Origin of the sequence: Flavobacterium panacis (assembly GCF_024649945.1) — a bacterium.
Taxonomy (GTDB): domain Bacteria; phylum Bacteroidota; class Bacteroidia; order Flavobacteriales; family Flavobacteriaceae; genus Flavobacterium; species Flavobacterium panacis.
Map to the genome: position 1 here is coordinate 165716 of NZ_JANKMS010000010.1, position 16309 is coordinate 182024.

Below are 16309 nucleotides of genomic sequence, written 5' to 3' on the forward strand. Positions count from 1 at the left end.
TATATTTTTGCATCACTATGGCAAAACAAGAAGATATATTTAAGAATGTGGTTTCGCACGCAAAAGAGTACGGATTTATTTTTCCGTCAAGCGAAGTTTACGACGGATTGAGTGCTGTTTACGATTATGCACAAAATGGTGTCGAATTAAAAAAGAATATCCGTGAATATTGGTGGAAATCAATGGTTCAGATGAATGAAAATATCGTCGGCCTTGATGCTGCAATATTGATGCACCCAACTACCTGGAAAGCTTCGGGCCACGTTGATGCATTCAATGATCCATTAATTGATAATAAAGATTCTAAAAAGAGATATAGAGCTGACGTTTTGGTTGAAGATTTCGCTGAAAAAATTCACCAAAAAGCACAAAAAGAAATTGACAAAGCTAAGGCTCGTTTTGGCGATGCATTCAACGAACAAGAGTTTATTACAACAAATGCTCGTGTAATTGAATATTTGGCTAGAGAAAAAGAAATCAGAGAGCGTTTAGGACGTTCTTTAGGAAACGGAGATTTAGAAGATGTAAAAGCTTTGATTGAAGAGCTTGAAATTGCGGATCCTGAAACTGGTTCTAAAAACTGGACAGACGTTAAACAATTCAACTTAATGTTCGGAACTAAATTAGGTGCTTCTGCAGAAAATGCAATGGACTTATATTTACGTCCGGAAACGGCTCAAGGTATTTTTGTGAACTTTTTAAACGTTCAGAAATCGGGTCGTATGAAAGTTCCTTTCGGAATTGCTCAAACGGGTAAAGCGTTCAGAAACGAGATTGTGGCAAGACAATTTATTTTCCGTATGCGTGAATTTGAACAAATGGAAATGCAATTCTTCGTTCGTCCAGGAGACGAAATGAGATGGTACGAGCACTGGAAAACAACTCGTTTAAACTGGCATTTATCTTTAGGATTAGGTAAAGAGAACTACCGTTTTCATGATCACGAAAAATTAGCGCATTACGCAAATGCAGCAGCAGATATCGAATTTAACTTCCCGTTCGGATTTAAAGAATTGGAAGGAATTCACTCTCGTACTGATTTCGATTTAAAAGCACACGAAGAATATTCTGGAAGAAAATTACAATATTTTGATCCTGAACTAAACGAAAACTATGTTCCTTATGTAGTAGAAACTTCTGTTGGTTTAGATCGTATGTTCTTGGCTGTTTTTGCTACTTCATTAAAAGAAGAAACTTTAGAAGACGGTTCAGAAAGAACAGTTTTAAAATTACCAGCAGTTTTGGCGCCAACTAAAGCAGCAGTTTTACCATTGGTTAAAAAAGATGGTTTACCAGAAATTTCAAGAAAAATCATTGAAGATTTGAAATGGGATTTCAACGTTGCTTATGACGAGAAAGATGCAGTAGGACGTCGTTACAGAAGACAAGATGCTCTTGGAACTCCGTTCTGTATTACAGTAGATCACCAAACTCTTGAAGACGAAACGGTAACTATTCGTCATAGAGATACAATGAAACAAGATCGTGTAAAAATTACCGAATTAAGAGGTATTATAGAAAACGAAGTTTCGATGAAAAACTGGTTAATGAAAATGTAATCATTACAAACTATATTATAAATCCCAAATTCCGTAAAGGAGTTTGGGATTTTTTGATTTTTAAAAACAAGTATTTTATCGATGTTTTTTGCATTTCATCATTTTGTATCAACATTTCGATGTAATGTGTTAACAATGAAAGGCTTAAAATTATAAAATCCGTATTTTTAAATGCGGAAAAATGCCAAAACCAAAAACCTTTTCGCAAAGGATCCTATTAAATTGTTTTTTTGATTGTGATTGTGAAGTGAGAAAAGCAACAAAACCAAAATTTGAAAAAGTATTCGTATATTATTATTGATGATGATGCTGAAAGTATTTTGAAGACCAAAACAACCGCTTCAGGTTTTTCAGAATTATCTTTTACGGCTTCTGCATCAAATTTTCAAGAGGGTTTAAATTTGGTTTTAGAGCATAAACCGGCTTTAGTTTTTCTGGAAATTGATCCTAAAAACAATGCGAGTCAATTATCTCTTTTATTTATTAGTGAACTTCACCGCTTTTTTCAAGAGATTCCTAAAATTATTATTACTACTCATAAAAAAGATAAAGCTTTTGATGCCATTCAATACGGCGTCTTTGATTATATTTTAAAACCGCTATCGAATGTTGATCTTCTAAAAACGGTTTTGAAGCTTAAAAAGGCAAATTTAGATACTAAATCGGCTCCTTTTAAAGAAGAACAGACTTCTATTGTTATTGATAATGTAAATAACGTCACAATTCCCCAGAATATTGAAAAACCATTAACCATCTGTATAAAATCATACGGTGATTACCGGTATTTGAATGCAGACGATATTTGTTATTTTCAGGCCGATAATAATTCGACAGATATTTATTTGAATACTGGTGAAATGATTACGGCATTTAAAACGTTAAAGCATTTTGAAAGTGTTTTAACGTATCCTTTTATCCGGATTCATAATAGTTATGTTATTAATCGAAATTACATTTCGCGAATTCATAGCGGAAACTCAATCTGTTACATAAAAAACTCTTCCAAGAAAATCCCGTTTTCTAAAACCTACAAAGCTAATGTAGATCTTATAATTTCTGATTTTGCTGCAGGAAATTACTTAGAAATCTAAAAACCAGACGTTTACACGGATTTGCTACCCATTGACTATCAATTGGGTATGATCTACCATAAACTCAATTTTTCGTATAAATTTTTTTCGACCTCCGTATTAGTTTTACACCATGATTCGCAGCAAACAGCGGTCATTCTCCAAAAAAATTAAACAAACATTTAAAACCTCAGGTCATGAAAAAAACAGCTTTAACAATCGGATTATTTTCTTTAGTAATGGTAGCAACTTCTTTTGCAAATCCTGAATTTTCTAATAATTCGTCGACTTCATTATTAAAAATTGATCCACCTGTTAATGGTCAAGGTATGACAGGAGGTACTAAAAAACGTGATGTAGTTGCAAATAATGAATTGATGAGCAGAAATGATCAAACTAATTTTGCAAGTATCAATCAATCTGTTGGTGGAAATAAAAAAATGGATTAATTCTATATAAATAAATACTAAAAAAGCTGTCAATTTTTTGACAGCTTTTTTTTTGTTCCTAGTTTTAGTATTTTTGGTAAAATTCGGAACCTAATATTGAGAAAACAGTACCAAATAGTAGTTTTTTTATTTTTGATTTTTCTTAATTGTACTAAGAGAGATCAATTAGATAAAAACGTAAATTCTTTAAATGATAGCCTTCCTATTTATTTGTCAAAAGCCAATGACGATAATCTGAATTATAATACGAGACAAAGCTACACCCAAAAAGCACTATCGATTGTCATCACTCAAAAAAATGATTCATTTCAAATAGCTAATCTATTTAAAATAGCTAATCGATATTATAATATGAATGATTTTAAATCATATCGTAAGATATCTGAAATGGCTTTGGATAAATCCTTAATTGCAGATGACGCAGCAAGTGTGGCAAAGGCACATACATATCTTGGTGATTATTATAGTTCTCAAATGATTTCTGATAGTGCCTATAGAAATTATTATAAAGCTCAGAAAAAATTTCTGCAAATTAACGATCAGCTTAATTTAGCTAAAACATTATTAAGTAAAGCAAGTCTCCAATATAATGAAGCAGATTTTTTTGAAAGTGAAATGTCAGCGTTTAAGGCTTTAGAAATTTTTAAAAATCAAAGAAATGTTAGTGATCAGCTTTATGAGTGTTATAATCTTCTTGGAATTCTTTATAATGAAAGAGAAGAATATCATAAAGCTTTAGAATACCAAAACAAAGCAATAAGTACATTAGATGACAAATCTATTCCTTCAGAACTACAGCTGAAAGCCACCTCTTTAAATAATATTGGGTTTGTTTATATGCGTATGAACAACTACAAACAAGCGATATTTTATTTTCAAAAGGGATTAAGCGAACCAAATTTATTTAAAGAAAAAACAATATTATATGCAATGTTGCTTGATAATTTAGCCTATTCTAAATTTAAATCTCGAAAAATGGATGATCTTCCTTCTGATTTTTATCGATCTCTAAAAATTAGGGATAGTTTGGGATTAAAAACAGCAACGATATCCAATCTAATCCACTTGTCTGAATATTATGCGTATAAAAAAGATACTCTTGAGGCTATACAATTTTCAAAAAAGGCTTTGTTGATTTCGCGCTATTCAGATAAATTGAATAACACCTTAACGGCCTTAAAGCAAATAGGAATTGTTGATCCAAAAAATGCATCAATTTATTCTAAAGAATATATTCAGCTCAATGACCAAATGCTAAAAGCAGAGCGCAATATGGGAGAAAAATTTTCCCGAATTGAATATGAAACCAACGAAATAAAAGATCTGAATTCCAATCTTCAGGAAAAGAACAAAACGTTGATTTATGTTTTTAGTATTTGTACATTGCTCGGATTGTTTTTTTATGTTTATAAAACTCAGCAGGCAAAAAACAGGGAGTTACTTTTTAAGCAGGAACAGCAAATTGCAAATGAAAATATTTACAATTTAATGATTTCGCAACAAAATGAAATCGAGCTTACCCGAATTAAAGAAAAGAAAAAAGTGGCACAGGAATTACACGACGGAGTTCTCGGACGTATGTTTGGTATTCGAATCAGTTTAGATAGTTTGGACAAGATTGATGAAGCTGAAGCAGCCTCAAAAAGAAAAAAATATCTTGCAGAACTTAAGAATATTGAACAGGATATACGTGAAATTTCTCACGATTTAAATAGAGAAAAGTCAGAATTAATTAATAATTTTGTTGCTATTTTGAATAAACTATTTGAAGATCAGAGGAATACGTATAGTTCTAAGTTGATCACCTCTTTTGATTCTGATGTTAAATGGGAATTAATTAGTAATATTGTTAAAATCAATTTATATCGAATTATTCAAGAAGGGCTTCAGAATTGTAATAAATATGCAGATGCAGATATTATCAAAGTAGAGTTTAAGAATGTAAGCGATAGTTTGATCTTAACGATCGAAGATGACGGAGTTGGGTTTAATACCAATAGAACCAAGAACGGAATTGGTCTGCACAACATCGAATACAGAGCAACAGAATGTAAGGGTACAGTTACTATAAAATCTGCCAAAGGAGAAGGAACAATCCTTATTATAAATATCCCAATAGATCCAAATTATAACCTGCAATATAATGACATTTGATTTAACAGCTCCGGTTCCGCAATTAGTTAAAAAGAATATTTTAATAGTAGATGATCATCCATTTATTATTGAAGGGTATAAAAATGCGATAACGCGTTATAATCCAAAACAATACGAGTTTTTAATTTCTCAGGCACACGATTGTAAATCAGCTTATGATATAATTGAAGGTAATAACAAGACGGTTTTTGATATCGCTTTTTTGGATATCAGTATGCCGCCTTATGAAGAAAAAGAACTTTATTCGGGTGAAGATCTGGCAAAATTGCTGTTGACCAAAATGCCTTCCTGCAAGATTATTTTACTAACGATGTATACTGAACTTCTAAAAATTAAAACCATAATTAGAACTATTCAGCCCAATGGACTTATCATTAAAAATGATCTTACTTTTGATGAATTGCTTTTGGCTTTTGATAAGGTGATGAAAAATGAAAAATATTATAGTCAGTCCGTAGTTAAAATGTTAAATCAGACTACTCATAATGCTATTGAAATTGATCAGTACGATAAGCAGATATTAATTCATTTGTCAAAAGGAACAGCTGTTCATGAAATGCTGCAGAATGTTCCGATTTCTCTGAATGCCATCGAAAAAAGAAAAAAACATTTAAAAGAGTTACTTAAAATCAGAAGTGGTTCTGATGATGATTTGATCAGAGAAGCAAAAAGTAAAGGACTTTTCTAAATATTTTAGATTTTAGAATATAGATTTTAGATTGAATATAAAAAAATACCTAACAGATTTAAAAATTCTGTTAGGTACTGTAAACTGAAACTGCGACTGAAAACTACTCTGTCAAAGCATCCCATCCGCGAGCTTTTAAAGCAATTTTAGTGTTGGCACGGGTTACAAGATGTATTCCTTCATTTTCTTCGGCCATATGACCAATTACAGAGAAATTTGGATTTCCTTTTATCTTATCAAAATCATTAATGTCAATTGTAAATAAAAGTTCATAATCTTCACCACCGTTTATGGCAACCGTTGTGCTGTCAATATTAAATTCTTCGCAAGTCGATATGAATTGAGGATCTAAAGGAAGTTTGTCTTCATACAAATTACAACCTACTTTAGATTGTTTGCAAATATGAATAATTTCAGATGATAATCCGTCTGAAATATCAATCATAGCAGTTGGTTTTATTTCAAGAGCATGCAAAAGTGTACGAACATCTTTTCGTGCTTCTGGTTTTAATTGGCGTTCTACCAAATAAGTATAAGGATCTAAATCAGGTTGATTGTTTGGATTTACCTGAAAAACTTGCTTTTCGCGTTCTAAAACCTGTAATCCCATATAAGCAGCACCAAGATCGCCTGTTACAACAAGTAAATCAGTTTGTTTGGCTCCGTTTCTGTAAACCAATTCGTTTTCATCAGCTTCTCCAATTGCAGTAATGCTGATAATCAAACCTTTTTGAGAAGAGGTTGTGTCTCCACCAATAACGTCCACTTTATATTCTTTTGCAGCGTGCGTAATTCCTGCAAATAATTCTTCTAAAGCTTCAAGTGGAAAACGATTTGAAACCGCTACTGAAACCGTAATTTGAGTTGGTTTTGCATTCATGGCGCAAATGTCAGAAACATTTACCACAACGGCTTTGTAACCTAAATGTTTCAAAGGCATATAAGCCAAATCAAAATGAACTCCTTCAATTAATAAATCAGTAGAAACTACTACTTTTTTCTCCTTAAAATCAAGAACAGCTGCGTCATCACCAATACTTTTTAAAGTTGATTCCTGAGTAACGTCAAAATTTTTGGTCAAATGGTCAATTAATCCAAATTCGCCCAATTGAGCAATACTAGTTCTCTGCTGATTTTTATCTTCAATCATTTCTGTTAAGTTCCAAAGTTATTAAGGTGCAAAGGTACAAAGGTTTTTTTTAAAGTTGCTAAGATTCTGAGGTACTAAGGTTCTGAGTTTTTTTCTAATTTCTCCATTTTACAGAGAAGCATACAATGTGTCTCCAAATTGTATTTTTAAAGGATTAACGTTTTAAAGCAAAATGTGCTTTAAATTCCTCAATTACGCCATTTTGGGTATAGGTGGCTCGAAACCAATAATCTGAAGAGGGAAGTGCGGTACCATCAAAATTACCATCCCAACCGGCACCTGAAGGTTTAATCATTTTTATTAGTTTGCCATATCGATCAAAAATTGTGATAACGGCATCTGGCTGATCTGCAAGATCTGGAATGTTCCAAGTGTCGTTGTAGCCATCACCGTTTGGTGTGAAAAATTTTGGGTATTTGAGCACTTTTGCAAATAAAATAAGATTGTCGCAATTGGCTTTTGTATCTCTTATGGTAATAGCATGTTCTCCAGATTCTACATCTTGAAATATATTGTTCGTTTGAAAATCGCCATCATCTAGTTGGTATTCGTAAGTTCCGAAACCATTTATAAGGTTTACAATGATATCAATATCATCTTTAAAAGCATCGGAAACGGATACTGTTGCAACAGCCTGACTGGATTTTCCGACTGTAACAGTAGTCGGATTGTAACCACAATCGTTACCAACATCGGGTACGTTTTTGACAGGAACAACGGTATAAATTCCATCTTTAGTTGCGGTGTAAGTTGGACCTGTACCCATTTTAGTACCTTCTAAATACCACTCCACTGTGTAATCTGGTGAATTTATTCCTGAATTTAATTGTGCAGAATGCTGTAAAGTACCTGTTTGGTAATCGACACAGATGATTCCGTTTGGTACTGAAAAATTCTTAAGAGGATAAATAGTAATATTAAAATCATCCTGGACAAAACAACTTGAATTTGCAGTTGCTGCGGCGTAGATGTACATTTTTTGGCTGGAAGTTATTTTTTGCCCTGCTGTATATTGAGTTCCAGTCGCGTTGGGTTCGCTGTAATAATTTCCAATTGCTAGAGGAGGTAAAGTATAGCTTCCACAAATGGCAACATCAGGAGTACTGACCAATATTGGAGTTTTGGAAATAGTAATCGAGAAACTCTTTTCGCTAACACAGGTTAGACGCGTACCGACAATGGCGTAAACATATAGGGTCTGTGAATTTGTAATGACAGTTCCAGCTGGAATAATTGCACCTTTTCCTCCAGGTTGAGCATAATAATTTCCCAATTTTAGTGGAGGTAAAGTATAACTGTCACAAACATTTATATTGCTAAAATTACCAACATCGATTCCGTTATAATTGACTTTGAAAAAGGTTTCGTTGCTACATGAAGTAAAATCTGCCCATTCGTTATAAATGTAAATAGTCTGAGTCGTATTGATTATCGTTCCTTCGAGAAGCTGTGTTCCTAAACCTTTTGGACCACCTGAAGCGGTATAATATTTTCCGTTTTTCAATTTCGGAAGTTTAAAATCGTTGCAGGTTACTACGTCTGTAAAACTGTCAACTGGAGGAAGAGGTCTAATTTCGACAGTAAAACTATGTTCATTTGTACATTTAGGCCCTACCGAATAAACGTAAATAACTTGTGTTGAAGTAATAATATCTCCTGCTTTTAATTGTTTTCCTTTTCCTTTGCTTTGTGTGAAATAGTTGCCATTTGCTAATGGCGGCAATACATAACGATTGCATTCTAATCTATTGGCTGGTGTATCTACTAATGGAAGCGGATCTATAGTAATGACGTATTTAAGATTTTCAGTACAATTGGGCGAAGTTGTGGTGGCTGCATAATAATATACCGTTTGCGAACTAGTGATAACAGTTCCGGCGGGGATGTTTTTGCCTTGTCCACCTGGACTTTCATAATAACCGCCAACGGCAATTGGAGGTAAAGTAAAACTTCCACATCGCGTAATTGGAACAAATATGGAAGAATTAATGATGTCTATTTTAAAAGAATTTTCATTTGTACATCTTCCATCATTTGCAAAAACAAAAACGGTCTGGCTGGAAGTGATTCTATCTCCAGCTTTGAGCGCTTTTCCTAGACCTCCTGATAAAGTAAAATAATTTCCGTTTGTCAAAGGAGGCAGCGTATAAGAATCACAAGTCACAACATTTTCAGGTTTGTCTACCAAAGGCAAAGGATAAACGGTAAAAGGTACAGCTATGTCACGACATACTGCTCCATCGATTACGGCATAATAGTAAATAGTTTGACTGGTTGTAAATACCGTGCCCTGCGGTATCGAATCTCCTTGTCCTCCTGATTGGGTGAAAAATCCGCCAGCAGGAACTAGTGGAAGAACATATTGGCCACAGGCTTCTTTTTTAAAACCAATTTCATAAATCAACGTTATATTAAAAGTACTTTCATTGGTACAGTTGTTTGTATTTGGGCCTCTGTAAATATAATAAAGACCACTTTTGGTAATAACGTCTCCAGGATTGAGTTTCGTTCCTGTTCCGTTTGGCGCCGTATTGTATTCCCCATTTTGAATCGGTGGCAGTGTATAACTATTACAGGCAACCACATTCGGAATTTTATCTACAACTGGAAGTGGATTGATGATAATATTGAAACTAACTGTGGCGTAACAAGCCGCGCTCGAAATATTTTCAACTCGTACCCAAATTGCTTTAGGTGATTGTGATAAAGATGTTCTAAATGCTTTTGGATCTGAAATCTTGTTTCTGTTATTGTTAGCATCAGTTTCACTATTGTAATAACTGATTCTGTATTCAGCAGAATTTAATCCGTTCAGAATGGTGGTTTCCTGAGCTGTTAAATCGAAAGTAACATTTTTAGCTAAGTCATCGCAACCATTTAAATCTGGTGGTTTTACAATATTGATGGGTTGAGTTACCAATAAATTGAATAAAACCATATTGTTACAAAAGAGAGTTTTATCGTAAATGGGCACTGCTTTTATGTAAATGGTTTGATTGCCAGAACTTACGTAGGATTTTAATTGGTTTTCAGGTATTATTGGTCCGTTTGCATTAGCTGAAGCTAAAGAATCAAAATAATAAATAGCATATTTAGCTGGATCAATTCCTAATGAGGCTAAGTTATTAGTGGTTAAATCATATTGATAAACACCACTTGTACTGTAACAAGCAGTTAAGTTTTGTGGAGGTTTAATAATTAGTTGGTCAATAACCACTTCGTCTTTAACAACACAACCCGAAAGTGTTGCTGTAACGCCATAGGTTCCGGGTTTATCAACTGTCAAAGAATTACTGGTTTCGTCTGGAATCACTACTCCGTTTAATGTCCACACATAACTGAAATTACCGACAATATCAGATTTAAGAGTAATTTTTTCGCCTTCGCAAATTGTTCTGTCTGGACCTAAATTCATAGTGGTCATAAAACTGCCTCCTTTTATAAAAACTGCCGAGTCATAATTACTGTCATTGTAATCGCCGATAGCGAGTTTGATTCGATAAGTTCTGTTCGGAATAACTGTTGAAGCTGCAGTCAGAACTTTGGTTTCGCCTCTCATGTTTAGTGGTGATTGAGTAGGATCGTTAACATTGTAACGATCAAACAAATTAGCATTCGCAGATAAACAGGAAGAATTATACTGTTGATCTCTAATGTTTTTGACAGAAACAGGAGTATTTGTTCCCGGAACTACAGCAAGATTTGTAGAAATTCCTGTGGTAAGATCCGTCAATATAAAGGCAAAAACATCGCTGAATCCACATTGAAATTCTCCGTATTCATTTGAGGCAAAAAGAAAATCAAAACTGAAATTACTGGATAAAGGAGTAAAATCAAATTGAAGAAAACTGACATCCGTAACTGGTACAGTTTGTCCGTTGTTATCACTAATGAGCTGTAGATCACTATCGGTTGAATTGTTTAATTTACTGCTTTCATTAGTTCCGTTATACGGGCCTTCTGTGTATTTGGCCATCCCGTTTCTTATAATGATTCCGCTTGAAATAGGGAAGTTTGGATTGGTGTTGGTGAATTTACCGATACCCTGATGTGAGGAGAATTTGAAATTACTTTCGTTTGAACAGCCATTTTGCATCAACTCCGTTCGTACCAGTTCAGGTATGCTCATGGTTGTAGTGTCGACTGCAATTCCTTGTGATGAAGATAGGGTCGAATACAATAGCAAAAGTAGAAATAGGGCAGCTCTCATAATTCACGTTCATTTATCTACTAACTTAAAGGTACGAATTATTTTATTTTAATTTTTTGATTGTCAGTATTTTATGATTTATTTAATGTCGTTTTATGAAAAATTAAAAACAATTCCAATTTTGTTAAAATGAGAAATTTAAGCAGTAATTGTAAAATTATTTTTTCCTGCTGACAAACTGTTGTCACCAGCCCATTCTACTTTTGAAGTATTAAAAATATTTAAACTTTAAAACCATGAAAACATTAGCTGCACAAGTTATTACACAAGAAGATTTATTGAAACATTGGCAAGGTCATCGTACTTTAACTCGTCGTGTAATTGAAGCTTTTCCAGAAAAAGATTTCTTCGAATTTTCAATTGGAGGAATGAGACCTTTTGCAAAATTAGTAGACGAACTTTTAGCCATTGCTGCTCCAGCAATGAAAGGAATTGTAAACAGAGATGCTCAGCCTTATAAAGAAGCATCAGAACAGTTGATCTTTAAAGCGCAATATCTTGAAAAATGGGATGAAGCTACAGAAGAAATCAATAAATATTGGGAACAGTTATCTATAGAAGATTTCAGCGAGACTTTTAATTTGTTTGGTCAGTATGAATTTCCAATTATTCATAATATTTTGTATTTTATTGATAATGAGGTGCATCACCGCGGACAAGGTTATGTGTATTTAAGAGCTTTAAATATTGAACCTCCATTTTTCTGGGAGAGATAATTGATGCATCTCCAAATCATTTTTATTTCACAAATCTAAAATCAAAAAATAATGAGTTTAAAAAAGATAATGTCCAATTATGCAGATTACAATTTATGGGTAAATCAGCAATTTGTAAATTGGCTTTCGCCGAAGTCAGATGATTTGCTTTATGCGGAAGTACCTTCAAGTTTTTCTACTATAATGAAAACACTTGATCATATTTGGTCTACAGAAGAATATTGGTTTTCTGTAATTTCTGAAACAACGATGTCGCAGAAAAAGACAGAAAATGAATTATCTAAAGATGAAATATGGGATGGTTTATTAAATTCGTCTACAAAATTGCATCATCTTATTCATTCATTATCAGAGGAAGATTTAATGAAAGAAGTTAAAATTACAAATCCGTGGTTTGAATGTCAACTGCCAATTGTGGCCTATTTAATTCAGGTAATCAATCATGGCACTTACCATCGTGGACAGATTGTTACCATGGGGCGAAATGTCGGAATTACAGATGCTTCCAACACCGATTATAATTTTTATAATGTAATTAAACAGAAATAAAATGAAAAAAACTCCTGAAGATTATTTCTTCAGGAGTTTTTTTTATGAAAGTCTTTTTTTGTTGATTTCGATTAAGTTTAAGACTTTGGTCTTTAATAATTCGGGTTCTAGAATTTCGGCATAATCGCCGAACATTAAAAACCAGCGCGGAAAACCACTTTCGATATCACGACACAGAAATGTCATTTCTAATTTATCACCAACTTCTTTTTCAGAAACAAATCCATGATATTTTCTGTCGAATGTCAGATATCGCGCAATTTTCTTTTCAACCAAAAGACGAACTTTTGTGGTCGGAATGGTTTCGTTTTTACTCAAATAAGTTTCTAAAGAATCATGTTCGATTGTAAAATCTAACTCTGTTTTTTTTAGATTCTGAATTCGGTCTGCTCTAAACTGTCTGTAGTCTTTTCTTAAATGACAATATCCAAGAAAATACCAATTGTTATTATCATGAAAAACACCAACAGGTTCCAGATTTCGTTCTGTTAATTCGTCTTTTCCGAAAGTTTTATACAAAAGTAAAATCTGTTTTTTCTCAGCAATACTTTCAAACAAAACGGCCAATGTGTTTGGTGAATTATCATTAAACATCGGTTCTGCATCTTGCATTACAATTCTAGATTCGATGTTTGACAGATAATCTTTGTCGTTACTTCTTAAAACCGATTTCAGCTTATACATTGCCGATGCATAATGGGTTCCTAGAGATGGATCAGTAAACTTTTGCATCAGTTTTTCGGCTGCAATAAAACTACTTACTTCTTCGCGAGTAAACATAACTGGCGGAAGTCTATATCCATCCATTAAAGCATAACCCACTCCAGCTTCACTATAAATAGGAACTCCAGATGCTTCCAAAGTTCGAATATCTCTATAGATAGTTCTTAAACTGCATTCAAAACGATCGGCTAATTCTTGCGCTTTTACAATTTTTTTAGATTGCAATTGAATCAAAATAGCAACAATTCGGTCAAATCGTTTTGGGGTTTCGTCGAGCATTTTTTTCTTTTAGTTACAAAGTTTCAGAGGTTCAAAGTTACAAAGGTTAAATGTTTTGCGAACTAAAAAAGCTGTCCCAAATTGAGACAGCTTTTGTTTTATAAATTGAATAAACGAATTAGAATCTGTACAATAATCCGAATTGTGGCTGATCAAAGATATTTTCAAATAAATTGATATTCAACTGAAAAGTATCTGATGACGGACCGTTTTCTGGAGAAACGCTGTTGTAAGAAAGCATATTGGCTAATACAAAAGTAACTGCAACATTTTTGGTAATAAAGTAATTTAAACCAACATTAATATCTGCTGTTATGCTATTTGTTGTATCGTCCAAAACATCACTTTCGTATTTGTTTCTTCCAAATCCTAAACCAGCTTCAGCGTATGCTTTGAAACGTTTTTTATCTAATTCTAAGAAATAATAACGGGCAAAAGCACCTACGCCAAATACATTTGTTTTTTCATACGGTGTTTCTTGTTTGATGCTGGCATAATCTAATTTTGCTCCTACAGCAAATTTATCATTTAGAAAATAGCCAAATTTTGGACTAAACCCGTAATAATCTTCTTCACCGCCCGTACTAATTTTTATAGAACCTTCAAGAAACATATCTCCTTGAGAAAAAGTAACGCCTTTTGCAGAATTCATTTCAGCTTCTGCCTGATATTCCTGAGCGTTTGCAAAACAAAAAGTAAATAGGGCTAAAATAACTGATAATTTGGTTTTCATAATCTTACATATTTAATTGTTTGTAAGATTAAAATTAGTTCTCAATCATAATAGAAGCCAAATATTTGATTTATCGCGTTAAAATTGAGTTAATCAAGTTAATATTTTGATAAAATTGTAAGTTTTATCTTTTTAATTTTTCAATATAAATCAATAAAAAACCCGATAATGAAAGTTATCGGGTCAGTCTATATTCTATTTTCTTTCCTCTATTTTCTTAAAAAAGAATTAGTCATTCAATTTCAAAACAGCCATAAATGCTTCTTGTGGAATCTCAACGTTTCCTACTTGACGCATACGTTTTTTACCTTTTTTCTGTTTTTCAAGCAATTTACGCTTACGCGAAATATCTCCACCGTAACATTTTGCGGTAACGTCTTTACGAAGTGCTTTAATCGTTTCACGAGCAATAATCTTAGCTCCAATTGCAGCTTGAATCGGAATATCAAATTGCTGTCTTGGGATTAGTTCACGTAATTTCTCGGTCATTTTTTTACCAATGTTATAAGCGTTGTCTTCGTGAATCAATGCAGAAAGGGCATCAACAGTTTGAGCATTCAAAAGAACGTCCAGTTTAACTAATTTCGAAGTTCTCATTCCTATTGGAGAATAATCGAAAGAAGCGTAACCTTTAGAAACTGTTTTTAAACGATCGTAGAAATCGAATACAATTTCTGCCAAAGGCATATCAAAATTCAACTCAACTCTTTCCGTTGTCAAATACGTTTGGTTGGTAATTAAACCACGTTTTTCGATACATAAACTCATTACGTTTCCGACGAAATCAGCTTTTGTAATGATAGTCGCTTTAATAAATGGCTCTTCAACTCTGTCTAGTTTTGAAGGCTCTGGTAAATCTGATGGATTGTTTACGATTAACGCAGTTTCTGGATTTTTCTTAGTATAAGCCAGATACGAAACGTTAGGAACTGTTGTAATTACAGTCATATCGAACTCGCGTTCTAAACGTTCCTGGATAATTTCCATGTGAAGCATTCCTAAGAATCCACAACGGAAACCAAACCCTAATGCTGCAGAACTTTCTGGACTAAAAACTAATGAAGCATCATTCAGTTGTAATTTTTCCATAGAAGAACGTAAGTCTTCGTAATCTTCAGTGTCAACAGGGTAAATTCCGGCAAATACCATTGGTTTTACATCCTCAAAACCAGTAATCATATTGGTTGTAGGCACTTTTGCATCTGTAATGGTATCACCCACTTTTACTTCGCGTGCTTCTTTAATTCCAGAAATCAAATACCCAACATCTCCTGTAGAAACTACATTCTTAGGAACCTGATTTAGTTTTAAAGTTCCAATTTCGTCAGCAAAATATTCGTTGTCTGTAGCCATGAATTTAATTTTCTGGCCTTTTTTAATCTCACCGTTTACAACTCTAAAGATTACCTCAATTCCACGGAATGGATTGTAAACCGAGTCAAAAATCAAAGCTTGTAATGGTTCTTCTGGATCTCCTTTTGGAGCTGGGATTTTTTCGATAATGGCAGCCAAAATATTTTCAACACCAAAACCAGTTTTTCCAGAGGCGTGAATAATATCTTCTAATTTACATCCTAGTAAATCGATAATATCATCACTCACTTCTTCTGGATTAGCACTTGGCAAATCGACTTTGTTTAAAACTGGAATAATTTCTAAGTCGTTTTCAAGAGCTAAATATAAGTTTGAAATCGTTTGTGCTTGAATACTCTGAGCAGCATCAACAATCAAAAGTGCTCCTTCGCAGGCAGCAATAGATCGTGAAACTTCGTATGAAAAGTCAACATGACCAGGAGTGTCAATTAAATTTAAGATATATTCTTCTCCTTTGTATTTGTATTCCATCTGAATGGCATGACTCTTAATGGTAATTCCACGCTCACGTTCCAGATCCATGTTGTCAAGCAATTGAGCTTTTTCTTCACGGGCCGTTACGGTTTGTGTTGCGCCAAGTAATCGGTCTGCCAATGTACTTTTACCGTGGTCAATGTGTGCAATAATGCAAAAATTACGTATCTTCTTCATTTGT

At 33.5% G+C, this 16309-nt stretch carries 12 protein-coding genes; 7 read left to right on the forward strand and 5 right to left on the reverse strand.

The genetic code is table 11. From position 1 onward, the window contains the following. Positions 1-17: 17 nt before the first annotated feature. The 5 genes from NQQ59_RS20195 to NQQ59_RS20215 all read left to right on the forward strand — a co-directional run bounded on the left by NQQ59_RS20195 (position 18) and on the right by NQQ59_RS20215 (position 5920). On the forward strand, positions 18-1559 hold the full coding sequence (locus tag NQQ59_RS20195; protein ID WP_144216821.1) for a glycine--tRNA ligase: 1542 nt from the start codon (positions 18-20) through the stop codon (positions 1557-1559). A 272-nt stretch (positions 1560-1831) separates the two neighbouring features. Further along, entirely contained in the window at positions 1832-2650 is an 819-nt protein-coding gene (locus tag NQQ59_RS20200) for a LytR/AlgR family response regulator transcription factor (RefSeq protein WP_144216823.1), read from the forward strand. Between the two features lie 176 nt (positions 2651-2826). Continuing rightward, on the forward strand, positions 2827-3078 hold the full coding sequence (locus tag NQQ59_RS20205; protein WP_144216825.1) for a hypothetical protein: 252 nt from the start codon (positions 2827-2829) through the stop codon (positions 3076-3078). A gap of 351 nt (positions 3079-3429) precedes the next feature. Next, positions 3430-5232, forward strand: a complete 1803-nt coding sequence (locus tag NQQ59_RS20210; RefSeq protein WP_257698418.1) for a tetratricopeptide repeat-containing sensor histidine kinase — start codon at positions 3430-3432, stop codon at positions 5230-5232. Continuing rightward, positions 5222-5920, forward strand: a complete 699-nt coding sequence (locus NQQ59_RS20215) for a response regulator (RefSeq protein ID WP_144216829.1) — start codon at positions 5222-5224, stop codon at positions 5918-5920. The genes NQQ59_RS20210 and NQQ59_RS20215 overlap by 11 nt, the downstream gene beginning before the upstream one ends. A gap of 103 nt (positions 5921-6023) precedes the next feature. Here NQQ59_RS20215 and thiL read toward each other — a convergent pair whose 3' ends face one another. Next, positions 6024-7070 (reverse strand): thiamine-phosphate kinase, encoded by a 1047-nt coding sequence (thiL, locus tag NQQ59_RS20220; RefSeq protein WP_144216831.1) that lies wholly within the window; start codon positions 7068-7070, stop codon positions 6024-6026. A gap of 154 nt (positions 7071-7224) precedes the next feature. Then, positions 7225-11280, reverse strand: coding sequence for a T9SS type B sorting domain-containing protein (locus NQQ59_RS20225; protein WP_144216833.1), 4056 nt, complete (start codon positions 11278-11280; stop codon positions 7225-7227). Between the two features lie 236 nt (positions 11281-11516). Here NQQ59_RS20225 and NQQ59_RS20230 point away from each other — a divergent pair, with 236 nt between their 5' ends. Both NQQ59_RS20230 and NQQ59_RS20235 read left to right on the forward strand, forming a co-directional pair. Next, positions 11517-11996, forward strand: coding sequence for a DinB family protein (locus tag NQQ59_RS20230; protein WP_144216835.1), 480 nt, complete (start codon positions 11517-11519; stop codon positions 11994-11996). A gap of 51 nt (positions 11997-12047) precedes the next feature. Next, positions 12048-12545: a DinB family protein gene (locus NQQ59_RS20235; RefSeq protein ID WP_144216837.1), complete on the forward strand. Its 498-nt coding sequence runs from the start codon at positions 12048-12050 to the stop codon at positions 12543-12545. A gap of 42 nt (positions 12546-12587) precedes the next feature. Here NQQ59_RS20235 and NQQ59_RS20240 read toward each other — a convergent pair whose 3' ends face one another. The 3 genes from NQQ59_RS20240 to lepA form a co-directional block, all read right to left on the reverse strand. Next, on the reverse strand, positions 12588-13547 hold the full coding sequence (locus NQQ59_RS20240; protein ID WP_257698419.1) for a helix-turn-helix transcriptional regulator: 960 nt from the start codon (positions 13545-13547) through the stop codon (positions 12588-12590). 118 nt (positions 13548-13665) lie between these two features. Then, a complete protein-coding gene (locus NQQ59_RS20245) occupies positions 13666-14280 on the reverse strand; it encodes an outer membrane beta-barrel protein (RefSeq protein ID WP_144216841.1) in 615 nt (204 codons plus the stop codon). A 228-nt stretch (positions 14281-14508) separates the two neighbouring features. After that, positions 14509-16305 (reverse strand): translation elongation factor 4, encoded by a 1797-nt coding sequence (lepA, locus tag NQQ59_RS20250; RefSeq protein WP_144216843.1) that lies wholly within the window; start codon positions 16303-16305, stop codon positions 14509-14511. Positions 16306-16309: the final 4 nt, after the last annotated feature.